20 protein-coding genes are annotated in these 25,209 nt (G+C 46.7%); all 20 read right to left on the reverse strand.

The genetic code is table 11. The features are described 5' to 3' along the window. Nucleotides 1-100: 100 nt before the first annotated feature. Entirely contained in the window at nt 101-1,726 is a 1,626-nt protein-coding gene (locus G496_RS20755) for a tetratricopeptide repeat protein (protein WP_156900688.1), read from the reverse strand. Nucleotides 1,727-1,780: 54 nt separating this feature from the next. After that, complete coding sequence (locus tag G496_RS0116760; RefSeq protein ID WP_027180281.1) at nt 1,781-2,116, reverse strand: hypothetical protein; 336 nt, start codon at nt 2,114-2,116, stop codon at nt 1,781-1,783. Between the two features lie 46 nt (nt 2,117-2,162). Further along, nucleotides 2,163-3,011 (reverse strand): hypothetical protein, encoded by an 849-nt coding sequence (locus G496_RS0116765; RefSeq protein ID WP_027180282.1) that lies wholly within the window; start codon nt 3,009-3,011, stop codon nt 2,163-2,165. A gap of 235 nt (nt 3,012-3,246) precedes the next feature. Next, nucleotides 3,247-3,960, reverse strand: a complete 714-nt coding sequence (locus tag G496_RS0116770) for a uracil-DNA glycosylase (protein WP_027180283.1) — start codon at nt 3,958-3,960, stop codon at nt 3,247-3,249. 15 nt (nt 3,961-3,975) lie between these two features. Then, the gene (locus G496_RS0116775) at nt 3,976-4,662 is read right to left on the reverse strand and encodes a phosphoadenosine phosphosulfate reductase family protein (RefSeq protein WP_034633713.1); all 687 of its coding nucleotides are present in this window, start codon (nt 4,660-4,662) and stop codon (nt 3,976-3,978) included. Nucleotides 4,663-4,793: 131 nt separating this feature from the next. Beyond that, complete coding sequence (nifJ, locus tag G496_RS0116780) at nt 4,794-8,312, reverse strand: pyruvate:ferredoxin (flavodoxin) oxidoreductase (protein ID WP_027180285.1); 3,519 nt, start codon at nt 8,310-8,312, stop codon at nt 4,794-4,796. Nucleotides 8,313-8,588: 276 nt separating this feature from the next. Beyond that, nucleotides 8,589-10,733 (reverse strand): phosphate acetyltransferase, encoded by a 2,145-nt coding sequence (gene pta, locus G496_RS20200; protein WP_051295122.1) that lies wholly within the window; start codon nt 10,731-10,733, stop codon nt 8,589-8,591. Between the two features lie 244 nt (nt 10,734-10,977). Then, nucleotides 10,978-13,083 (reverse strand): FAD-dependent oxidoreductase, encoded by a 2,106-nt coding sequence (locus G496_RS0116790; RefSeq protein WP_027180286.1) that lies wholly within the window; start codon nt 13,081-13,083, stop codon nt 10,978-10,980. A gap of 25 nt (nt 13,084-13,108) precedes the next feature. Continuing rightward, nucleotides 13,109-13,684 (reverse strand): electron transport complex protein RnfA, encoded by a 576-nt coding sequence (locus G496_RS0116795; protein WP_027180287.1) that lies wholly within the window; start codon nt 13,682-13,684, stop codon nt 13,109-13,111. Nucleotides 13,685-13,696: 12 nt separating this feature from the next. Then, the gene (gene rsxE, locus G496_RS0116800; RefSeq protein WP_027180288.1) at nt 13,697-14,374 is read right to left on the reverse strand and encodes an electron transport complex subunit RsxE; all 678 of its coding nucleotides are present in this window, start codon (nt 14,372-14,374) and stop codon (nt 13,697-13,699) included. Between the two features lie 71 nt (nt 14,375-14,445). Next, nucleotides 14,446-15,027, reverse strand: a complete 582-nt coding sequence (rnfG, locus tag G496_RS0116805) for an RnfABCDGE type electron transport complex subunit G (RefSeq protein ID WP_027180289.1) — start codon at nt 15,025-15,027, stop codon at nt 14,446-14,448. Next, nucleotides 15,024-15,983 carry an RnfABCDGE type electron transport complex subunit D gene (locus G496_RS0116810; RefSeq protein ID WP_027180290.1) on the reverse strand — a complete coding sequence of 320 codons (960 nt, stop codon included), beginning with the start codon at nt 15,981-15,983 and terminating at the stop codon, nt 15,024-15,026. Before G496_RS0116810 ends, rnfG begins: the two co-directional genes overlap by 4 nt. Next, nucleotides 15,980-17,137, reverse strand: coding sequence for a 4Fe-4S dicluster domain-containing protein (locus G496_RS0116815; protein ID WP_169725775.1), 1,158 nt, complete (start codon nt 17,135-17,137; stop codon nt 15,980-15,982). The genes G496_RS0116810 and G496_RS0116815 overlap by 4 nt, the downstream gene beginning before the upstream one ends. Nucleotides 17,138-17,152: 15 nt before the next feature. Next, a complete protein-coding gene (locus G496_RS0116820) occupies nt 17,153-17,959 on the reverse strand; it encodes a cytochrome c3 family protein (protein ID WP_027180292.1) in 807 nt (268 codons plus the stop codon). Between the two features lie 115 nt (nt 17,960-18,074). Continuing rightward, entirely contained in the window at nt 18,075-19,613 is a 1,539-nt protein-coding gene (locus G496_RS0116825) for an SLC13 family permease (RefSeq protein WP_027180293.1), read from the reverse strand. Nucleotides 19,614-19,822: 209 nt separating this feature from the next. Beyond that, nucleotides 19,823-21,142: a malic enzyme-like NAD(P)-binding protein gene (locus G496_RS0116830; protein WP_027180294.1), complete on the reverse strand. Its 1,320-nt coding sequence runs from the start codon at nt 21,140-21,142 to the stop codon at nt 19,823-19,825. Between the two features lie 41 nt (nt 21,143-21,183). Next, nucleotides 21,184-21,738 (reverse strand): Fe-S-containing hydro-lyase, encoded by a 555-nt coding sequence (locus G496_RS0116835; RefSeq protein ID WP_027180295.1) that lies wholly within the window; start codon nt 21,736-21,738, stop codon nt 21,184-21,186. Further along, nucleotides 21,738-22,577: a fumarate hydratase gene (locus G496_RS0116840; protein WP_027180296.1), complete on the reverse strand. Its 840-nt coding sequence runs from the start codon at nt 22,575-22,577 to the stop codon at nt 21,738-21,740. Before G496_RS0116840 ends, G496_RS0116835 begins: the two co-directional genes overlap by 1 nt. A gap of 2 nt (nt 22,578-22,579) precedes the next feature. After that, the gene (locus G496_RS0116845) at nt 22,580-23,317 is read right to left on the reverse strand and encodes a fumarate reductase iron-sulfur subunit (RefSeq protein ID WP_027180297.1); all 738 of its coding nucleotides are present in this window, start codon (nt 23,315-23,317) and stop codon (nt 22,580-22,582) included. A 28-nt stretch (nt 23,318-23,345) separates the two neighbouring features. After that, a complete protein-coding gene (locus G496_RS0116850; protein WP_027180298.1) occupies nt 23,346-25,199 on the reverse strand; it encodes a fumarate reductase flavoprotein subunit in 1,854 nt (617 codons plus the stop codon). Nucleotides 25,200-25,209 lie beyond the last annotated feature (10 nt).

Here is a 25,209-nt window from a genome sequence, read left to right on the forward strand (position 1 = left end):
AGATAGCCAACAAGGGAATGTTGGAGGCAGAGATATGCAATTCGTATAAGAAAAGGCCGAACAAAAAATGCCCGGCCATAATAAACTGGTAGAGACAATCTTATTTACGCATTGCTTTCAAGTAATCTTTAAGTGAAAGCAGAATCTTGCTTTCGGGATCAATACCGAGACCCTGATTAAGGTAAGCTTCGGCTTCATCAAACTTATTAAGACCAATAAGATACCTGATATATGCCCTGTAAAGCGGAATACTGTATGGTAGATATTTCAGACCGACTTTCAGGACGTTACCAGAACTATCGTTATTGCCAAGGCCCTGATAGGTATAGGCAAGGTAAATAAACGGATCGGCAACCTTGAGTTGAACAGCAATTTTGGAAGCTTCAATGAAGTTCTGGCGTGCTGTGGCAAAATCCTTTGAAGAAAATGCACTCTTACCTGCATCCATAAACTGCTTATAATCAGCATTCAACTGCTCTTTCGAGACCTGCGGGACTACCGCTGGCTGGGTAGCAGGCTGAGCACTCTGGGCAGGGGCCTGTTCTTGAGCCTGAGTCTGAGTCTGAGCTGGAGCCTGTTCCTGAGCTGGAGCCTGAGTCTGAGACTGAACCGGAGCAGCAGCCTCCTGCGGAACCTCTTCAACAGGCAGTGAGGCTATTTTAGAGTTAAGTTTATCAACATCAAATGAAGGCTCCTCAAAAAAAGGAGCATTCCTAAAGAGCTCTATATAAAAAGAGGTATTTAAACCAGGCCTTGAGATTTTATAAGCTTCGGCAATGGTCTGCATGGCAAGCCTGGTGCGCTGACCGTAAACGCCGTTTGGTTTGATTCCTTCAATTCCATAAGCAGGCATCAGACGCTGGATCAACCATGTTCTATTAGGATCATTCTGTTTCTTGAAAAGATTTTTTCTGTTTCTAAGAACAGTCCTGTCAACGTTGGCTCCGTCCACGCATTTCCAGTAAGGAATATCCATGAACTTACCGATACATTCCAATACGCACAGCTCGACTAAAGTACGAACAGCAGCATGCCTTCCCTGAATTTTCTTAACAAGACCCTTAAGACCGAAAGACTGCCCGAAAATACTGAATCCTACGTCTGATTCCTTGGCGCCTTTATAAACTTTAATTGTATTTACGGCCTGAACCTGAGGAATCATAGCCATGGTTGAAAAGTCTATTACGTTCATATCAAGGGCAATACTTGAAACTGACAGCTTGTTGGAAAATCCGGCATCAGCACCGAATGCCCCGCCAGCGCCGAACTCTCCACCGAAATCCGCGCTGTCACCGGTAACTTCGGTAGAACGGTCATACTCGGTGATAGCACCGGAAATAACTATTTCAGGAGGTGTAAGTCCGCCGGAAATATAGGCCTGCTGGTTCTGCACATATGAAGGATCATAAGGAACAAAACCTATTTTTCCGCCGATACTGTTGACGGCACTCTGGGTCATTTCAGTAATATCAAACGGAATTTCACCAGCTTTGCCAGAGATTGAAGTACCTGTTTTATCAACAATATCTTTACTTTGAACATATATGGTGTGACCGGGATCAAAAATCTCGGTCATTTCACCAAGTTTAAGCAAAGCATCGGAATAGTTTGTTACGGTTTTTTCAGGGGCCTTTTCCGGAAGATTGACCTGCATGTGTTTGGCTCCTGAACAAGCCCCCAATGAAGAAACACAAAGCAGTATAAAAATTATAAAAATTTTCCTCATTAACATTTCCTTTTCTGATCTGAATCAAACACGAAAAACCGGATGTAATCCCAGTTATTTACCTTGAAGGATATTTATATCATCAGTGTTCAACTGAATGATAACATCTCCATGAACAGGTCCGTCTATAGTCGGACTGGCAATATTAACACCTCCACCACTATTGCTCTGAGCTATACTGCTGTCAGAATTATTCTGTTTACGGACTCTGTATGTTTTAGCTCTGACCTTGGCATTATAAAACCGCATATTAGTGACCTTTTGCAGGTCATTATTACCAGTATGTATACCGTCTCCTGGGTCAATGCCGTCATCATAATCATCAGCAAAAGTTGGCAGTGAAGCTGTAACTATAAAAAACAAAAGAATGGAAAAAATAAATTTTCTCATAATAACTCCTCCCGCAGCCGGAAATCAGGCTGCGGGATGGATATAATTATTTGATATTTACGGAACCAATATTAGTATCGGCAGTGTTACCTTTGCCTACGGCAGAGTTGATAACATTACCTGTTCTGGTCTGGGTGGAAATAACCCCTGCTTTGGAACCGGTTACATGAATATTGCCGATATTAATATTGGCCCTGTTGCCCTTACCTACAGCAGAGTTGACTACATTGCCGGTACGGGTATCAGTGCTGACAACTCCCACCTTGGAATTGGAGATATAAGCATTACCGATGCTGGTATTAGCGACATTGCCCTTACCAACGGCGGAGTTGACTACATTTCCTGTCTGGGTATCAGTGCTGACAACTCCAACCTTGGAATTGCTGACAACGGCGTTGCCGATTAAAGTCTGTGCCTTGTTATTTTTACCGACTGCAGAGTTTACTACGTTTCCGGTCTTGGTTCTGGTACTTACAACGCCAACCTTGGAATTTTTAATAGCGGTGTTACCGATCAGGGTTTTAGCCTGATTGTTCTTACCTACAGCAGAATTAACCACGTTTCCGGTCTGGGTATCAGTGCTGACAACTCCAACCTTGGAATTGCTGACGCTTGTGCTACCAATCAGGGTTTCTGCCTGATTGTTTTTACCAACGGCTGAGTTGACTACATTACCGGTTCTTGTCCTTGTACTGACAACCCCGATCTTGGAATTACTAACACTAACACCGCCGATTGATGTTTTGGCTTTGTTATTTTTGCCGACTGCGGAGTTCACTACGTTACCGGTACTGGTTCTGGTACTTACAACTCCAACTTCTGAACCGGCCACAGCAGAAAAACTGAAAGAAACTGTGATAAGGACAATCCCCAAAATACTGACAAACTTACTCACGACATTACCTCCATGTTACCCGTTAAGAATAAACCCACCCAAGATTGAAACTTTTGCTGGCTGCCTCAATTAAAAATAATAGTGACATTACATGTCCATATATAACAAATCAATACCAATGTGTTATAATAGAATATCTGGGCCACTCAAAATCTAGCTACTTAATTATAGGGAATATAGACAAGAGGCGAGGGGAAAAATAGATTTATTCTCCCCCCGCTCAAAGCGGAAGAATTTATGAACCGAACCAGTTGACCTCCGGAACCCTTGCAAAATGATTTTCAGCCAGAAACGATCCGGGAGTGCGGTTATATAATCTGGGATGATGACTTTCGAATTTATTTTCTTCAGATACAAAAGAGCAAAAATCACAGGCGTTTTTACCCCATAAGAACCAGCGGGCTGCCCGGCTGTTTTCTGCTGTGAATTTCAAAGCATCCCGAACAAAATCAGACCAGATATCTTTATGGCTTCCGGGTTTATCTATCTCACAGGTCAAAGCGGCATTAAGCATAAGCACGCCCTCCTCCTCCCAATGTCTGAACAGTTTATCAGGGGGAAGAAGCGGAAAAATTCCAGCATCAATATCTTCACGGATTTTTTTTATGGGAGAGACTTCAGGAGATTTCAGATAATTTTTATGCAGCAGTTTTAAAATATTCACCAGAGAAGCATTTCGTTTCAAATCGTGCCAGCTTGAAATTCCGCCGACTTCAAAAGAACGCCCTGTAGCTGTTCCCTTTTGCGGATAGGGGTCCTGGCCAAGTATGACAACTTTTACCCCGTAAAGATCAGTTGCAGCAAAACGGAGTATATTTTGAGCTTCAGGAGTATAGCTGGACCCTAGCTTCTTTTCTATCTCTTTCAGCTCATTTATTTTTTCATTAGTAAAAAAGCATTCCCATGAAGGGTGTATTTTCCGACTCTTACCCGCAAAAAATATATTCATCTATTTTCCTGAAATTTAGAAGTATCCCAATGAAGTCAGCAGCTCCAACTTCTGTTCCTTGGCAGAATTTCGTCCCTCGCGCTCACCACCGGCATCGCTTTTAGCTGTACACGGTCTGCACCCCAGAGAACGGTAGCCTTGATCATAAAGTTCACAAAACGGAAGATCATTCATGGTTATGAATGACCAGATATCCATCTCCGTCCAGTCTAGAACAGGGTTGAGCATCAGATGTTCCGGAGCTTCACGCTTCTCCAGATAATCACGGTTCTGCCGTGATGGATGTTCGTCCCTGCGAATGCCGGAAATCAGCACTTCTATTTTTCCCTTCTCAACAGCCTTCATAAGCGGCTCAACTTTGAGCTCCCGGCAGCACTTTAGCACATCAACGGCATAAGGATAAGCATCAGGATCAATATCCGGTCTGACAATATCAACATCGATATTCCAGTCAGAAGCCAGAGAATCCCTGAAAGAAAGTACTTCAGGAAATTTTACCCCGGTATCGATGGATAAAGCTCTGGGATTCATTTTTAAGGATTCCATTTTCAAAACTTCAATCCAGATTGCCATGACAACCGTGGAATCCTTTCCTCCTGTCCACGCAACCGCAATTTTATGAGGATCGTGTTTGTTCAACACATCCTTCATAAGTTCCACAGTTCGTTCAACTTTAGAATCGAGCGATTCTGCTGAAGCCATAGCTGCTATCTCCTGTAAATATTACCGACATTATGAATACGGGCGCAAACATTTAAATCTGCACGCCCAAAAAAACAACCCCCGCGCAGGTGGTCCTGCACGGGGGCATTTAATTCAGTCAGAAACCGCTGCTAGGAATAATCAAGTTCAGAAAGCTGCTTGAGGAGTTTATACCTCTTCTGGCAGTTCTTTTCGATTCCTTCACGCAGAATTTTGGACTGTTCAGGCATCATGCGCTCAAGCATGGCGTAACGGTTTTCCCCGGTAAGGAATTCCTGAAGGCTTCCATCAGGTTCCTTGTATTCAAGGACAAGGGGATTCTCCCCGTTTTCCTCTCTGCGAGGGTCAAACCTGTACAGAGGCCAGTATCCGCAATCAACAGCCAGCTTGCTCTCAAGCTGAGTTTTCCCCATACCTTTGCGTATTCCCTGATTGATACAGGGAGCGTAAGCTATTACGAGTGAAGGTCCAGGGTAGGATTCAGCTTCCAGAATAGCTTTAACAAACTGATTTTTATTGGCTCCCATGGAAACAGAGGCAACATAGATGTAGCCATAGCTCATCATCATACGGCCAAGGTCTTTTTTGGCGGTCTGCTTTCCACCTGCTGCGAATTTAGCAACAGAACCGAGGGGGGTAGCTTTTGAAGACTGACCACCGGTGTTGGAGTATACTTCTGTATCCATGACAAAGACATTGATGTCTCTGCCGGAAGCAAGAACATGATCCAGACCGCCGAAGCCGATATCATAAGCCCAGCCGTCACCACCGAAAGCCCAGATGGATTTCTTGGTAAAGACGTCTTCAAGCTCATAAATCTCGGCAAGCAGAGGATTATGACAGCACTGTTCAGGCAGCAGGCCACGCAGTTTGTCGCCGGCAACCTTTGATTTATCAGGGTCCATCCGGTTATCAATCCATTCCTGCATTGTTTCACGCAGTTCGGAGCTGATGTCAGATTCCATGGCTTTCTGCATCATGAACACCAGACGTTCACGGCGGTTGGATATAGCCATTTCCATACCGTATCCATATTCAGCGGCATCCTCAAAGAGTGAGTTACCCCATGCCGGTCCGTGTCCATCCTTGTTTTCACAATAAACGGTGGAAGGAGCGGAAGCACCCCAGATGGAAGAACAACCTGTTGCATTCGCAATTATCATTCTTTCACCAAAAAGCTGGGTGATGGCTTTTACATACGGAGTCTCACCACATCCGGCACATGCACCGGAAAATTCCATGAGAGACTGATGGAACTGACTTCCCTTTACGGAAGTGCGGGACATTAAATCATCTTTATAAGAGATATCGTCAGAGAATTCGAAATTGGGAACCTGTTCACCTACCTGAGAAGCAATCGGTTTCATGACCAGAGCTTTCTCTTTGGCCGGGCAGATATCAGCGCAGTTTCCACAACCCTGACAATCCATTGTATTAACCTGCATCCGGTAATGCAGTCCTTCAAAACCTTTTCCTTTTGCTTCTGCTGTGGCGAAACTTTCAGGAGCACCTTTAAGTTCATCGTCAGAACAGAGAACCGGGCGCAGAGCACTGTGAGGGCAGACAAAAGAACACTGGTTGCACTGAATGCAGTTATCAACGATCCATTCAGGAACATTGATGGCAACGCCGCGTTTTTCATATCTGGAAGTTCCCTGCGGGAAACGGCCGTCAGGTTCAAAAGCACTTACCGGAAGATCATCACCTTTCTGTGCAAGCATGGGCCTGACAACTTCGGTAATGAATGCGGGATCATCATTTGCTTCAGCAGCTTCACTCTCAGCGTCAGCCCATGAATCAGGATAGTCAACTTGCTTGAGGTTGGCTTCCGCCTGATCAACTGCGGCATTATTCATGTTGACGATTTTTTCGCCCTTCTTGCCGTAAGTCTTCTGGATGGATTCCTTGAGCAGCTCTACAGCCTGTTCAAAAGGAATAACATTAGCAAGCTTGAAGAACGCAGTCTGCATTATCATGTTAATGCGTCTTCCAAGGCCTATCTCCGCAGCAATCTTAACCGCATCAATTGTGTAGAACTTAAGGTTCTTCCTTGCAATTTCACGGCGCAGTGCGGCTGGAAGCTCTTTTTCGAGCTCTTCTAAAGTCCAGCTGGTATTAAGCAGGAAGGTTCCGTTATCACGGATGCCGTCCAGCAGGTCATACTGGGTAACATAACTGGGATTATGACAGGCTATGAAGTTTGCCATTTCCACAAGATATGTAGATTTGATCGGAGAAGTTCCGAAACGCAGATGGGAAACAGTGATACCACCGGACTTTTTGGAGTCGTAGGCAAAGTATCCCTGCGCATACATATCAGTATTATCACCGATAATTTTGATGGCCTGCTTGTTTGCTCCGACAGTACCGTCTGAGCCGAGGCCCCAGAACTTGCACTGAACAGTTCCTTCAGGTGAAGTATCGATAGTCTCACCAACTTCAAGAGAAGTACGGGTAACATCATCTTCGATACCTACTGTGAAATGATTCTTGGGAACTATCGAGACCATGTTGTCGTAAACGGCTTTAGCCATGGCAGGAGTAAATTCCTTGGAGCCAAGGCCGTACCTTCCACCGACAACAGGCAGAGAGATGTTGAGTTCTTTAAGCGCGGTGCAGATCTCAAGATAAAGCGGATCACCGAGGGCTCCGCCTTCCTTGGTCCGGTCAAGCACGGTTATCATCTGGGTAGTTGCGGGAAGAGCCCGGCCCAGATGTGCAGCAGAGAAAGGACGGAAAAGTCTAATTTTGACCAGACCGATTCTTTCGCCCTCAGCAACCATGGTATTGATATACTCTTCGATTGTTTCGCAGCCGGAACCCATAGCAATGATAACATTCTCAGCTTCCGGATGTCCCACATAATCAAAGAGCTTATATTTACGACCGGTGAGATCACCGACTTTTTTCATTGCATCTTCAACATATCCGGGAACAGCATCCCTGAAAGGATTTGCCGCTTCAATAGCCTGAAAATAGATATCCGGGTTCTGAGCGGTTCCTCTGGTATGCGGATGTTCCGGGTTGAGAGCTCTTTCACGGAATTCACTGATCTTATCGAAATTGATCATGGAAGCCATATCATCATAATCAATAAGCTCAATTTTCTGAATTTCGTGAGAGGTACGGAATCCATCAAAGAAATGAACGAACGGGACACTTGATTCAATAGTTGCAAGGTGGGCTACAAGACCTAAATCCTGTGCTTCCTGAACAGAGTTGGATGCCAGCATGGCAAATCCGGTCTGACGGCAGGCCATGACATCCTGATGATCGCCGAAGATAGAAAGGGCATGTCCGGCAATTGCTCTGGCCGAAACATGAAAAACTGTCGGCAGAAGTTCGCCGGCAATTTTATACATGTTCGGAATCATCAGCAGAAGTCCCTGAGATGCGGTGAAAGTCGAAGTGAGGGAACCTGCGGCAAGTGAACCGTGTACAGCTCCTGCGGCTCCTCCTTCTGACTGAAGCTCCCGGACTTCCATTTTGGTCCCGAAAATGTTTGTCATTCCCTGAGTGGCCCATTCATCGGCCAGCTCTGCCATCGGGGATGACGGTGTGATAGGATAAATGGCGGCGGTCTCACTTAGTGCGTATGCCACGTACGCAGCCGCCTGATTGCCGTCCATCGTCTTCATTTTTTTAGCCATTACATTTACTCCATGTATTTTGGTTGGGAAGGTGTGCAGTGGATCTTATTAGCATAACATCCAAAGATTTCCTACCCGGACACATTTTGAAAGCATCATGAACACAACTAAATGAAGCTCGGGAATGCGCATGAAATAATAATATTTCAAAACTTCATTAAATAACCCGGAGATCAATCATTAATTTCATATTTTAATATATTAAAATTAACATCTTAAATTTCAATATATTATGACAAAATACAAAAAAAATAATATTTATCTCAATAATTTTTTTTAGAGGCAGCCCACATGTCCATCTGTCCCTATATCGCATTTACCTTTCTCAGCCTGAGCCTGAATAGCGGTGATGGCCACGGTATTAACGATATCCCGGATTAGGCAGCCACGGCTCAAGTCATTCACCGGCTTGTTCAAACCCTGAAGCACAGGACCTATAGCCATTGAACCGGCAACCGATCTCTGAACAGCTTTATAAGTATTATTACCTGTATTGAGATCAGGAAAAATAAGCACGGTGGCATGTCCTGCAACCTCACTCCCCGGCAGCTTTTCAGCAGCAACAACAGGGTCAATTGCAGCATCATACTGAATTGGTCCTTCAACCATGAGATCAGGAGCTTTTTTCCTGAGTATGGCTGTAGCCTCAATAACCTTATCAACGTCCTTGCCTGCACCGGAATCACCGGTTGAATATGAAAGCATTGCCACTTTGGGTTCAACGCCGAATATTCTTGCGGTTTCGGCTGAACTGATCGCTATTTCCGCAAGCTGTCCGGCATCCGGATTCGGGTTGACAGCGCAGTCTCCGTAAACAAGGACTCTGTCATTCTGGCACATCAGAAAAACGCTTGAAACGATGGAAGCTTCCGGCTTTGTTTTGATAAATTCAAAAGCAGGACGTATGGTCTGGGCTGTGGTTGTAACAGAGCCGGAAACCATTCCGTCAGCGTCACCTTTGTGAACCATCATTGTTCCGAAATAGGTCGGATCAGTCATTCTGTCTCTGGCATCTTCCTTCAAAATACCCTTATGCTTTCTTGCTTCATAATAGGTCTCAACATATTCCTCCAGCCGAGGAAACTTTTCCGGATCTATTATGTTTATCCCCGACAGATCAACGTTTAGCAGAGAAGCCGTTTTACGGATAAAGTCTTCCTTTCCAAGTAAGGTGAGGTCGACAACATCACGTTTGTATAAAATATCAGCCGCCTGAATAATACGCTCACTTCCACCTTCGGGCAGCACTATACGCTGTTTGCTGCTGCGGGCCTTCTGAAGAAGGTTATACTCAAACATATACGGGGTTATTCTCGTGGAAGCTCTTGAAACAAGGGCTGTCTGCAACTCTTCCGCATTAACACAGGTTTCGAATAAACCGAGGGCGGACATTATTTTGGGATGGTTTTCAGGGTCTATGGTTCCGTGTAAACTCTGAAGGATATGGGCGGTTTTATAAGTATGGGCCGGAGCACTCAAAATAGGAAGTGGAACCCCGGTCCAGCCTTCTATCAGACGGTGCAGTGAGACCGCAGGTTTAATGCCGCCTGTGAGCAGAATCCCGGAGACATCGGGATATGAATCGGACAGCCTTGAGGCAAGGCTCGACAGCACAATATCCGAGCGGTCTCCCGGAGTTATGATGAGACTGCCTTCACTGATATACTTTAGAAAGTTATCAATATGCATGGCCGCAATAACATAATCATCAATGGGGGTATCAAGTCTGCCGTGACCATACAGAACCTCGCAGTCAAGCCACTTGATAACATCCTTTATAGAAGGATTGCCAAGCCGCTTGTCATCGGGAATAACATAAACCAGCAGAGGATTACGGCTGCGGGTCTGACTTTTTATCTGTTCCGCAAGATCAGGCGAAACATTTTTTCCGGCGCGGTTGACTATGACTGAGACAACATCAAGTCCCTTTTCTTCAAAAACCTCCACTGTTCTCTGAGCAGATTCACGTATTTCATTATCTCCGGACCGTCTGCCGTTAACAACGGTCATCACAGGGCAGCCGAGATTGCTTACTATATCGGAATTTATTTCAAACTCCAGAGCAGCCTCACCGCCGAGATAATCTGTGCCTTCGCAGAGAACAAAGTCATACTTTTCTTCAAGTTCTTTAAATTTTGCCAGAGTATTTTCCAGCAGAAGAGACTGCTTGCCTTCGTTAAGCATCCGCATCGCTTCCGAAAGAGTGTAAGCGTAGGTATCTTCGTATTCCTGTGACAATTTAAAATGCCTGAGTATAAGATCAATATCGTGATCACGCTCGCCTTTAAAATTATCATTTATTATCGGCCTGAAAATTGCCACCTTGCGCAAACGCGTCAGTAGAAGCTGCATAACACCAAGGACCACGGCAGATTTGCCGCTTCTTGACTCCATGGCGGCTATATACAGACTTTTTGACATTCAATCCTCCAAAGATTTATTGTCCCGTTTCGTTATTCGGGAGATTTAATTCGAGATAAATTTTAGGGAGACCCCCGGCAGTTGCACACGGAGGTGCTGATTTTGTCTGCCATGACTTCCGGTTATTTTTGAACGCCATTAACCGGGTTGCGAGGTCCGAGCAAACGTATGTGCCCCACCGGGGAAAGCATAATCCTACCAACTATGCTACGCGTCTCCCATGATTTTCAGAAACCCGTGAACATTAATCCTTCCCGACTTCTGTTTCTAATGCAACAGAATCCACGGGTTTCTGATGATCATAACATATTAATCCGCACTTGAGGCAGCGACCGGCTTCATTCAATGCCTCCGTCTCATCAAGTGCTCCTTCCACTTCATTAAACGAACAGGTCCGGTCATCACCATGACACAGGTGTGGCATAACGGCCCTGTTCTTAAGCTCAACCCCTTCCACTGTTTTAAATAAAGTGTAGGAAATAAGGTTGCGCTGTAATTTTTCAGGGACCGGAATACTCCCCTGTGTAATATAATAATGAATCGACCTTGCAGCTTTCCTGCCATCGCCGACCGCTGAAATAACAAGATCAGGACCAGTCAGCACATCACCGGCAGCAAAGACATCGGGAATGGCAGTCTGAAAAGTATCAGGATCAGCGGCTATGGTTTTCCAGCGTGTTGTTTCAATAGCGCACTCTGTTGAATTTTCATCATAAAGACAGCTCAGATCCGGCTTCTGACCTATTGCAGCTATTATGAGATCAGCTCTCATAAATGTTTCCGAACCTTCAATAGGTTCCGGTCTGCGCCGACCGGATGCGTCCGGCTCGCCAAGCTCCATTTCTATATATTCAACTCCGAGAGCTCTTCCATTCTCATCACCGACAACCTTTTTAGGTGCTGCCAGAAATTTATATTTAACACCTTCTTCCTCGGCTCCGATAATTTCTTCATTATTAGCCGGCATCTCTTTTCTGGTCCGGCGATACATCATTATAACTTCAGCTCCCAGACGGATGCAGGTTCTGGCGGCATCAATCGCCGTATTGCCGCCGCCGACAACTATAACCCGCTTGCCGACATCTATCTTCTGCCCGAGAGCATGCGCCGTCAGAAATTCTATACCGCCCCAGACTCCTTTGAGGTCTTCCCCTTCCGCATACATGGACCCGGCAAGCCATGCACCAAGTCCCATAAATACGGCTTCGTAACCTTCGGCTTTCAGGCTATTCAAATCAAAATCCTTGCCGAAAGATGAATTAAGCTCAACATCTACCCCCAAATCGAGTATGCCCTGAATTTCCCAGTCAAGATCAGCCTTAGGCAGCCGGTATTCAGGAATTCCGTACCTCAGCTGACCGCCGAGGGCTGGCATTGCTTCAAAAATTTTAGGACTGTGACCAAGCCGCCTTAAAAAATATGCACAGGATAAACCGGCGGGTCCACCGCCTATTACAGCAACTTTTCTTCCGGTCTCTCTGGCACATTGAATCGGCAGGTGTTCTTTCAGAGCAAGCTCTCTGTCAGCTACAAACCGCTTGAGCATGTTAATCGCCACAGGCTCATCCACATATCCTCTGCGGCAGACTTCTTCACAGGGTCTCGGGCAGACTCTTCCGCATACCAGCAGCAGAGGGTTGCGTTCTTTGATAGTCAAAACAGCACCATCATAATCCCCTGCTTTAATCTGTTCAATATATCTTGGAATATTTATCTGTCCCGGACATTTCTGGCGGCATGGAGCAAGGCAGTCGGATGTAAGGTTAAGATGCAGTAGTCCTGCGGTCATTCCGGTTATGCCGATTACTCCTCTGGGGCATATTTCAACACATTTGCCACAAGCCCGGCATTCATCAGGATCAATGACAGGAAGATTATCAGGTCCCATGTGGATAGCATCAAACGGGCAGGCCCGGACACAGCTGCCAAGTCCCAGACATCCTTCAGGACATGTTTTAGAACCTTCATAAAGCAGTGCCTGAGCTCTACAGTCGGAAACCCCTTCGTATATAAAACGCTCTTCGGCTCTGGAGCCTCCGGTGCAGTCACGCTCGGCAATTTCCGGTTCACGTTCTTCAACCGTCTGTCCCATCAGGGCGGCTATAGCCATTATGCCTTCCTGATCAGAAACAACACAGACATCAGCCCCGGATTTTCCGGCAACTATAGCTGCGGCGGCTCCGGCACAACCGGGATATCCGCAACCTCCACAGTTTGCTCCAGGCAGAAGATCTTCCACTCTGGCAATTCTCGGGTCCTCTTTCACATACAAAACCTTTGAAGCCACAGCCAGAATCAACGCTGCTCCGAAGCCCAATCCCAGTAAAACCAAAGCTGATGAAAAAATCATATCCAGTCCTCCGTAAATGAAGGTCTTAAATCATTCCTTTAAAAGCGAAAAACGCCAGTGACATTAACCCTGCCATAATAAGCCCTGCCGGTGTTCCACGCATAGCAACCGGAATTCTTCTGATTTCAAGCCGTTCTCTGATACCAGCCAGAAGTATTAAGGCCAGCATGAAACCGAGACCGGAAGCAAAAGCAAATGAGACCGCTTTTACAAAACCGAATTCTTCACGCTGGCAGATAATGGCAATACCCATGACGGCACAGTTTGTGGTGATCAGCGGCAAGAAGATACCAAGAGCCTTGTAAAGTGGTGGAACTGTCTTTTTTAAAAACATTTCAACAAATTGAACCAGCGCGGCAATAACAAGGATAAAAGTCAGAGTCTGTAAATATTCTATGCCGAATGGTTCAAGCAGATATTTCTGGACCAGCCATGTAAATCCGGCTGCCATTACGGCCACGAAAACAACCGCGCCGCCCATTCCGAAGGCTACCCCGGTATTCTTGGAAGTGCCGATGAAAGGACAGTTCCCGAGATACTGGGCCAGTACGATATTGTTTACAAATATAGCAGAGATAAAGAGCAAGAAAAAATCCTGCATAACCATGTCCTCCTATGCTTCACGACTGCGGGAGCATGCTCCGCAGGATGCGCAGTCATGTCCGGGACCTTCTATGGCCCGCAGACCTTTTCTGCGCCTTTGAAGATTGGTACCCCAGTTCATAGCCGCAAGCAGAACTCCGAGACAGACAAAAGCCCCCGGAGCCTCGATCATAAACGAAAAAGGTTCATAGGATGCCCCCATAACCGCATGTCCGAAGACTTTCCCCGAGCCAAGCAGTTCCCTGAGAGACCCGAGGAAAGTCAGCGACATGGTGAAGCCAATGCCCATTCCAAGGCCGTCAGCAATGGAAAGGAGCGGGGCGTTTCTCGAAGCAAAGGCTTCAGCCCGTCCCAGAATGATGCAGTTGACCACGATGAGGGGAACGAAAATTCCTAACTGCTGATAAAGAGGATAAGCAAAAGCCTGCATCAGCAGCTCAACAGCAACAACCAGAGATGCTGCAATTACAATATAACAGGCGATACGGACCTTCGACGGGATAATATTTCTGACCAGAGAAACAATAAAATTTGAAAGAGTCAGTACGAAAATAACCGCCAGCCCCATGCCGAGACCGTTATTTGCAGATTTGGTCACAGCCAGAGTAGGACATAATCCAAGCACAAGTTTAAAAGGCGGCAGATCAGTCCAGAGACCTTTTGAGAATTCCTTCCACAATCTGTTCATATACTTTCCTCCTTCCCTTTATGAGGGACGGTGTTCATTACTCGAACATACAGTGATCATTCTTCGAACGTTCAGGACCATTTTTTATTTATTTCAGATTTGATGGAATTAAATACATCCAGAGCTTTTCGGACAGCATTGACTGTTCCTGTAGAAGATATTGTCGCACCGGAAACTCCATCCACATCACCACCACGGGATTTCAGATCCACCTGTTTGAAAGAATGACCTCTGAACTGGGAAGTAAAGCCGTGATTAGCGACTCGTGTTCCCACTCCCGGAGTTTCCTTCATTGTAGTTATGCCGATTCCTGAAAAAGCCTCGCTATCGATTGAAAAACCGACCATAACCCCGATGTTGCCACCGAAACCTTTGGCTGAGGTTTCAAAAGCAATTCCTTTAAGCCGGCCGTCTTTCATTGCCGGGAAAACCATTACCTCTTCTCCGGTGGCAGCAACTTTAAAGCTGTGCCTATCTTTAACAGGATCGTTATCATGATCACCTATAACCTGATTGATGGCCGGACTCTGAACGTAGGTTAGAACCTGCTCTTCAATACGCAAGTGGGTGACATCGCGCAGCGAAGCTAGAGTTACTCCTGAAATTCCACAGATGAGTGATAAAACAACTACCATCTTGATCATTTCATTCATTTTTTCACCTCACATCCAAAAGGCTTCGGACGAATGCGCTCAAAAAGCGGAGTGCAGAGATTAGCCAGCAGGATGGCAAAAGGAACTCCGTCCGGATATATACCGTAGACTCTGATTATTATGGTCATCGTCCCGGCAAAAAGGCCGAACAAAAGAATCGGCAGCTTGCGGTTAGGGGAAGACGGCATATCAGGAGCCAGAAAGAAAGCCCCGAACATCGCCGATCCGGTCAGAAGATGAAAAACAGGAGAGGGTTGCGACTCAACATAAAAAAGATGAAAGATAAAACCGGCGATGAGAACCCCTGAGATAAAACCGGCCGGGATTTCCCATTGAACAATCCTGCGGCTGACCAGCCACAAGCCCCCTATAAGAACGCCTAAAATCTGAACAGAGCCTAAACCTCCGAGCTGGCGTCCCATCAGCAGATCATAATATTTATATTGATCAGCAGCAGCGGCACCGAACATTTTCAGCTGCAAAAGAGGATAGTTGAGTTCCACGGTCAGCATGCTGGCATTTACATCCATCTGATGCGGCCATGAAACCGTACAGACAGCCCAGCCTATCAGTGGTGCGCACAACGGACTGCCACCAAGTTCGCCAAAAACCATTTTCCCAAGAGCAATGCTGATAGCGCTGCCTGAGGCCACCAGCCACCAGGGAGCCGAGGCCGGCAGAAGAAAAGCAAAACAAAGCCCGACCACAAAAGCATTCAGGTCATCAACTTTCGGCCTGATTTCCATCATCAGGTTACAGATATATTCGGTTATAACTGCAACAGAAGCAGAAAGAGCCATAACCCTCAGAGCTTCCATTTTAAAAGCAGCCACAGCGAATAGTGCCGCCGGAATCATGGCAAGCAGAATTGACAACATTCTGCCACGCAGGGTTCTGCCGCAATGAATATGCGGAGGAGACGACACAGTCAGCATAAGAGGATTCAATGTTTTCATTCCTCTCCCTCCTTACGGAGCTGCTCGCAGGCCCCGTCAATCAGCTTCAGCTCACGCCGGGCAAGACGGATATATTGAAGAACAGGTCTGCGGGCTATGCAGACATAACTACAGATGCCGCAGTCTATACATGATGCAATATGGTTATCCCGAGCTTTTTCATAAAATCCAAATTCAGCACAGCCGGAAAGATAGGACGGATCTATTCCTGCCGGACAATTGCGCACACACTCCCCGCAACCGACACATGAAACATCCTCAGCAATCGGTTCCGGCGTTTCTTCAAGATAAAAGACTGCCTGAGTGTCTTTTTCAACTCCCTGCTGCAATGAATAGGCGGCCATTCCGCGCATTCTGCTTCCAAGTACGACTCTACCACGGTTTCCGGTTTTTATACCGGCAGCAGATAGAACCACTCCTACTGGTGTTCCGACCCGCACCCTGAAAAAATCATCCCCGGCCTGAACTATCGTATCGGTCTGTAGCAGTCCGCTTTGGACGACTCTGCCAAGCTCAAACAGGAGGGAAGCACTGAGAACAACCACATCATCCGGCATTTCCTTTCCGGTAACGGATTTCACAACCATAGGATCAAGGCCGCCGGGGTAAGCCATTGGGACCATTTTAACGGAGCACCAGTCTACAGATCCGTTAAACCCTTCAGTCACGGCAAGCCTTGTTTCAAGCGGCTTATAAATATACTCCGCCAGTTTCATTCCGGCTGAAAGCGTATTTTCATATTCTTTGAGCAGTTTCTCATTATAAAAAATCTCCGGCTCTTCGCGGGAGGCATTTATTATCAATGTTTTAATTTTTCCGGTCTCCGGCAGCGAAACTCCCATCCGGGAAAGTTTTCCCCGAACTTCTTCTCTTGAAAGACCTTCAAATTTTATAAACTTTTCCTGATTATCATTTTCCGCAGCAGAATCCAGAACCCGCAGAACAATGTGCCAGCTGTCCAGTTCAGTAATTTCACAGGCTACAGGTGCAAGCAGATCACCCTGCTCAGGACAACCTGATTCAGCAATCAGATCACCCGGAGCCAACTTCTGCCCGCAGGAAACTCGGGTACATCTTCCGGAAATGAGCAGGCTCAACTCGGGAGCCGGATCAATTTCCACCAGATCTTTTTCAATGTTCATTTTCTTTTGCAAAATCATACTCCGCCTCTACTTGATATGACATTTTGAACAGTCATTTTCCTTGTAAGGACCTTTCTGAAGCCTGCGGTGACAGCTCATGCACTGCTCGTGAAAAGCATTCATACGGGGCACAACCAGATTACGGACATTTTTATCATGGCAGTTCCCGCAGGAAGAGAAATCACCGGACCATGATTTCATATCAACCGGAATATGACAGTCGTTGCAGCTTGAAAGCCCCTTATCAAACATATCATCATGGCAGTTTGCACAACTTTCATGAGCGGCCTCACGCATTCCGGGAATACCGTTCTCTTCTTTTTCTTTATGGCAGTTGGAACACTTCTGGGGTTCTGGCTCTATGTCCCTGCCGTGATGACAGGACCAGCAATCGTCATCCGCATAGGACATATGCTCATCATGATCGAAATTGACTCTGTCAAATTCGGTATGATGGCAGCGGACACAATATGATTCATCAGGAAATGAATCGATGTGGTTTTCTACAAAATCTTCATTAAACTCGACAGGATGACAGGTCCCGCAGGCAAGCTGTCCACTGTGCTGATCCTGTTCGTTTACCGCTTCTTTTTTTTCAGGGGCATTGATTTTAAATTTTTGTCCGGCTCTGTCGTGATGACAGTCGGCACAGGCAATCTGATAATCCCGATGATGGACGAGGTGTGAAAACACAACCTTTCCACCATTGTTATTAAACAGGATGCGCACCGGCATTTCTTTTTTTTCATCACTGCCAGAGTAGCCTAAAACCGCTGTAATCAGGAGTACAGCAACTGCTGCAATGACCGGGAAATATCTGTTTTTTGAGCGCATAAGACCTCCCTGCGGTTTTTCAACCTCAGGTTATCATGCATAGGTATCTAATTCCATGATCAGTTTTATTTTTGTCCCGGACGATTGAATAACCGTCCGGGAACCAGGAAGTGCTTTACTTAGGCATAACAGCCCAGCTCGGCAGAACATTAAGATCTATCCCCCATACAAGCGGGAGGAAATAAACCACCGAAACTGTAATCAGAACAGCTCCGAAAATATTCAGCCAGAACCCGGCTGCCGCCATTTGCCTGATTGTTACACACCCGCTGCCGAAAACAACCGCATTCGGCGGCGTGGCAACAGGAAGCATGAAGGCAAATGAAGCGGCAACACATGCTCCCACAATGGTGGCGAAAGGATGAACTCCCATCGCGATAGCCGCGCTACCCATAATAGGAACAAGCAATGTCGCAGTTGCAGTGTTTGAGGTGATTTCAGTCAGGAAGATGGTAATGACGACTACTACGCCGACAAACATCAGAATAGTCATTCCGTTCAACAAAGACAGCTGTGAAGCAACATATGAAGCAAGGCCAGTCTTTGAGAAACCGTTTGCAATGGCGAGACCGCCACCGAAAAGCAGGATTACATCCCATGGAATTTTTACAGCCGTCTTCCAGTCAAGCAGGAACTTGCCTTTCTTGAAATCAATAGGAATGGCAAAAAGAACCAGTGAACCGAGAATACCGATAGTGGCATCAGCGATGTAACCAAAGTTGGGCCAGATGGCATGGATAAAGTCAGCTTTTTTAAGGAAACCTCTGGAAAGCCAGAAAGCTGCGATAAAACAACCAACTATTACGATGTACTTTTCCTCTTTGCTCATAGGTCCGAGCTTGGAAATTTCCTTGTTTATGATGGCTTCACCACCGGCAAGCTCAAGCCCTTTGGAAGGGAATAGAACTCTGGTTAAAATCCACCATGAAACACCGATCATAATTACAGCAATGGGGACACCATAAATCATCCATTCGCCGAAACTGATCTGTACACCGTACATTTTGTCCACCATACCGACCATTACGGTATTCGGAGGAGTACCGATGATGGTACCTACACCACCCATAGAGGCAGCATAAGCAATACCAAGCATCAGACACTTGCCGAAGTTGGCTTCGGCACTTGATCCGACATGTTCTCTGATATCATCAGAAGCAAATCCTGTGGCCTGATGAATAACAGCAAGACCGATTGGAACCATCATCATGGTTGTAGCGGTATTGGATACCCACATGGAAAGAAATCCCGTGGCTATCATAAATCCCAGAATCATACGTCCGGGGCTGGTTCCCACCGCTTTAATAGTGTGAAGCGCTATACGGCGGTGCAGGTTCCATCTCTCCATGGTTACGGCAAGAAAGAAGCCGCCCATGAACAGATAAATTAAATGGTTAGCATAAGGAGCACAGGCCGCGCTTGATTTCATTACACCAAGAAGCGGAAACAGTGCGATAGGCATAAGTGATGTTGCCGGAATGGGGATCGCCTCGGTAATCCACCAGACCGCCATCAATGCCGTTACAGCTGCGACTTTCCATGCGGCCGGCTCCATCCCACTTGGAACCGGCATAAGGAGCATCAGCACGAAGACTGCGGGTCCTAAAAAAAAGCCGATTTTTCTACCACTGCCAGAATCAGTTTGAGCGCTCATAGTCCCTCACTTTTGCGCTTTGGCAGCCTGCACGGCAGGACTAATAAAATTTAATTTGCCCCGTTCTCCCTCACGAAACCGGGTTGTCAACGCAAATAATTTTTCGCCCCGTCCTGCTTGTTAAACTGCCGGTGTTCTCACACACAAAACCAGATCCAGTCATATGTAAATCCGCTTCCGGGTTTCGAGCCGGAAGCGGTGTTTACCGGCTAAAAATCAAGATGATAAGAATCGATAAAAGCGCCTACACGTTCTTTGGATTTTTCCAGACGAGCGCGCAGTTCTTTTGTGTATTCCTCAAGATCAATCTTTTTGCGGGCTACTCCGGTATCCATAGCGGCTTTGGCCACTGCGGCGGATTCGTACTCAATAAGACGCAGATCAAGAGGTTTGGGAATAATGTAATCAATACCGAATTCAAGTTTATCAACACCGTAAGCCTTGCAGACATAATCCGGAGCCGGCTCTTTAGCCAGAGCTGCAAGAGCGTGTGCTGCGGCAATTTTCATTTCCTCATTGATAGCAGTAGCCTGAACATCCAGAGCTCCGCGGAAAATGAAAGGGAAACCGAGAACATTGTTCACCTGATTCGGGTAATCGGAACGGCCGGTTCCCATAATTGCATCAGGGCGGGCTTCCTTGGCTTCAGTATAAGTGATTTCAGGGTCGGGGTTTGCGCAGGCAAAAATGATAGGAGAATCAGCCATGGATTTAACCATTTCCTTGGTGACCATACCCTTTACGGACAGTCCGAGGAAAAGATCGGCACCCTTCATTGCCTCGGCAAGGTCTTTATATTCCTTGTCAGTGGCAAACTGCTTCTTCATATCATTAAGATTGGTACGGCTGTTGTTGATATGTCCGCGTGAATCGAACATAGCGATATTTTCAGCCTTTATTCCAAGAGATTTGTAGAAGTTTGTGCAGGAAATTGCCGCAGCTCCGGCACCGGAGACGACAAGACGCATATCTTCAATTTTTTTGCCTGCAATTTCAGCGGCGTTGATAAGTCCGGCACCGGAAATGATAGCCGTTCCATGCTGGTCATCATGAAATACGGGAATATTCATTTCCTTTTTAAGCTTTTCTTCAATGTAAAAGCATTCAGGTGATTTGATATCTTCAAGGTTGATACCGCCGAAAGTCGGCTCAAGAGCTTTAACAACAGAGCACAGTTCATCAGGATCGGTGACATTCAGATTGATATCAAAAACATTAACATCAGCGAAAACTTTAAAAAGAACGCCTTTGCCTTCCATTACCGGTTTACCTGCTTCGGGACCGATATTGCCAAGACCGAGAACAGCAGTACCATTTGAAACAACGGCGACAAGGTTTCCACGGCCGGTATATTTGTAGGCAAGGTCCTTGTCCTCAGCAATTGCAAGACATGCTTCGGCTACGCCGGGACTGTAAGCCATGGAAAGATGTTTCTGAGTAGCACATGGTTTTACTGGAACAACTTCAATTTTACCCTTAACACCCTCGGAATGGTAATCAAGAGCTTCCTGTTTAGTAAAAAGAGCCATTCATAATCTCCTGCATTTAAAATGTTACCGTTAAAAATCCGCTATAGCCCGGCAGCTTTACGGTCAGGAACTGCATACAGTTCACCGCCATGCGAATCGTTTATGACAAGCAGAGGAAAATCCTCGACAGTCAGCTTGCGAACGGCCTCCGGACCGAGTTCATCAAAAGCTATAACCTCGGCTTCCTTGATACACATGGAAAGCAGAGCACCGGCCCCGCCGGTTGCACCGAAGTACACGGCTTTGTAATCCTTGAGAGCTTTTTTGACTTCATCGTTTCTCTTGCCTTTGCCTATACTGGCCTTGAGTCCAAGGCTGTGCAGGCGCGGAGCATAAGAATCCATGCGGTAGCTTGTTGTAGGTCCGGCTGCGCCGATCGGGCGTCCTTCCGGGGCGGGGCTCGGGCCTACATAATATATGGCTGCGCCTTTCAGATCGAACGGAAGCTCTTTTCCCTCATCAAGCAGATCACATAATTTTTTATGAGCGGCATCGCGTGCGGTGTAGATAGTTCCGGTAAGCTTGACCACGTCACCGGCCTTAAGCTTGACCATATCGTCATCAGTAAGCGGTGTCTCAATTTTGTATTCAGCCATTAGAGTTCCACCTCCTCATGCCTTGCACTATGACACTGGATATTCACTGCCAGAGGAAGGCTGGCAATATGACAGGGGCGCATTTCGATTTTGACATCGAAAACAGTGGTTTTTCCACCAAGACCCATAGGGCCTACACCGAGCTTATTGAGATCTTCCATGAGTTCGGCTTCAAGTTCAGCCAGTTTAGGATCGGGATTTTTATCTCCCACTTTGCGCATAAGCGACTTTTTGGCGAGTATAGCGGAATACTCAAAGGTTCCGCCGACACCGATACCAACCATGGTGGGGGGACACGGATTGGGTCCGGCTTCAGCTACACGTTCTATAACAAATTTTTTAATCCCTTCCCAGCCCTGAGCAGGTGCTAACATAGTGACTCGACTCATATTTTCAGAGCCTCCGCCCTTGGCCATGAACGTTATTTTGAGTTTATCACCGGGAACAACATCCAGATGAATAACAGAAGGAGTATTGTCTCCTACGTTTTTTCGGGTCAAAGGGTCACAGGAAGACTTTCTGAGAAATCCTTCCTTATAGCCTTTGCGTGTTCCTTCATCGATGGCATCTTTAATATTCATGCCGTCAATTCTTAAATCTTCTCCCATTTCAACAAAATACACAGCCAATCCGGTATCCTGGCAAAGTGGAATCCCTGTTTTTTCTGCAAGTTCATAATTTTCCTTAATCTGGCGGAAAACTTCTTTTGCAGCCGGAGAGTCCTCCTGAGCTTCGCATTCGTCAAAACGCTTGCGGACATCAGCAGGCAGATAGCGATTGGCACTGATGCACATCTTTGCCACGGCATCGACAACATCTTGAGCTTTGATAGTACGCATGATTACTTCCCGAATATTTCCTTTATAGCTGTTATGCCCATTTTACGGCGCAGAAAGCCTAACTGGTTCTGCAAGGGCAGGTTTTTAGGGCAGACATCTTCACAGGCCAGCAGGCCCATACATCCGAAGATACCCTCATCATTACCAATGATCTCAAAGTAATCCTTATCTGATCGCTGGTCACGCGGATCTACCACAAATCTGGCGATTCGATTCAAGGCAGCGGCCCCGAGGAAATCGTCGCGCATACGGGCTGTTCCACAGGCGGAAACACAGCAGCCGCATTCAATGCAGCGCTCAAGCTCGTATATCTGTTCAGCGACATCATTATCCATGCGTTCTTCCTGAGCCTTGGGATCAAAGACCTTTTTAGTGTGAATCCATGATTCGGTACTCTGGTACATCTCCCTGAACCAGACTCCGGTATCAACTGAAAGGTCACCTATCAATTTAAAGACAGGCAGAGGCAAAAGGGTAATTTTGTCCGGCAGATCCTTGGTTTTTGTCTGGCAGGCAAGCCTTGGCCGACCGTTGACAACCATTGCACATGCTCCGCAGATTCCGGCCCGGCAACAGAAGTCGAAAATAAGACCGGGGTCCTGCTCCTCGCGCAGACGGTTAAGGGCTATGAACAAAGTCATATTTACAGTTTCATCCAGAATAAACTTCTGCATGTGAGGAACCGAATCTTTTTCCTGCGGATTATAGCGGAATATTTCAAATTCAAGATTTCTACTCATTTTAAATCCTTAAATTTATCCCCGAAGGTTAACGCTTGATAGTCTTGGCCTCAATTTCAGTTTTATCGGCCTCGATTATAGACCCGCCGCCGTATCCCCTGTCTCCCGGGGGAAGCTCAAAGTAAGGGGTTGTTTCCTCATACTTGAGATCAGGTTCATCAGCTCCTTCAGGCCAGTATGCCAGTGTGCGGTTCAACCAGTCGCGGTCATTTCTTGCCGGGAAATCTTCACGGTTGTGACTTCCGCGACTTTCTGTCCGGTTAAGCGCACCGGTGGCAATACAAAGCCCGAGTCTGACCTGGCCTTCCAGTTTTAAAGCTGAACCAAGTTCGAAATTGGCTCCTGCTCCGCTGGAGACAAGACCTACTTTACGGGACTTTTCAAGAACACCTTTCAATGTTTCTACGCACTCTTCGAGATCAGGACCGTTCCTGAAGACAAAACAGCCTTTCATCAGGGCTTCCTGCAATTCCGCACGAACGGCATAAACATTTTCTGTTCCGTTGCGTCCGCTGATAAGATTATCGATTCGTTCCTGCTGCTTCTTCACAGCCTCAGAAACAACACTGGTTTTAAACCGTGTTTCATAACCTTCAAGAAATTCTACAATTTTTCCACCAATAATGCCACCGGCAACAACCGTTTCCGCAAGTGAGTTACCTCCAAGCCGGTTGAATCCGTGCATGTCCCAGCAGGCGGCTTCTCCGGCGGAGAAAAGGCCTTTGAGCCCATAAACCGCACCGTCTTTATTGGTACGGATACCGGCCATGGTGTAATGCTGTGTGGGACGGACCGGGATCAATTGTTTTCTGGGGTCAATACCCAGAAAATGATGACATATTTCATCAACTTCACGGAGTTTCGTTGAAATATGCTTGTCTCCGAGATGACGGATATCAAGCCACAAATGTTCACCGTAGGCACTCTTGACCCCTTTTCCCTGACGCATGTGATGGGTCATCCAGCGTGAAACAACGTCTCGTGAAGCAAGTTCGGCCTTTTCAGGCTCATAAATATTCATGAAGCGTTCTTCATTGACATCAAGCAGGGTTCCGCCGTCACCGCGGCAGCCTTCAGTAACAAGAATATCAGTGGGAACTATTCCGGTGGGATGAAACTGGATTGATTCAGGATTTCCTATGGGAACAACTCCGGTCTCATGGGCAATTATATGTCCTCCGCCATCGCAGATTACGGCGTTTGTGGTAGCCTTGTATATTCTGCCGAAACCGCCGGTGCAGATTGCTGTAGCCTTGGAAAGATAAACTTCCAGCTCTCCGGTTCGCAGGCAGCGGACCACGGCACCCATACAGGTATCGCCGTCATGTATAAGCGAGATGGCTTCCTTACGGTCAAAAACATTAATGCCGAGTTCGGCACAACGGTTGTCCATGGTACACATTACCGCATGCCCGGTGCCGTCAGAAGTATAGCAGGTACGCCATTTTGCTGTTCCACCGAAACTTCTCGCGGTTATGAGACCTTCATTCTCCTCCTTTTCAACCTTTTCAAATTTTTCTCCGCCCTTGAAATAGAAAGATTTACCCGGAACAACCCGGTTCCACGGAACTCCCCAATGAGCCAGCCTTCTCATTTCTATAGGAGCATTATCCGCAAAAAGTCTTGCGACCTCCTGATCACAGCCCCAGTCCGAGCCGCGAACCGTATCGCCGAAATGAATATCACAATTGTCTCCCTCACCTTTGGCGCAGTTTCCAAGTGCGGCCTGCATGCCTCCCTGAGCAGCCGAAGAATGGGACCTGCGGGCAGGGACTATGGAAAGACAGATGACATCGAAACCTTTCTGCGCCGACTCCACAGCCACGCGTTCTCCGGCCAGTCCGGCCCCGATGACAAGAAGATCAGAGTAGTAAGTCTGCATTTAAAACCCC

Origin of the sequence: Maridesulfovibrio bastinii DSM 16055 (assembly GCF_000429985.1) — a bacterium.
Lineage (GTDB): Bacteria > Desulfobacterota > Desulfovibrionia > Desulfovibrionales > Desulfovibrionaceae > Maridesulfovibrio > Maridesulfovibrio bastinii.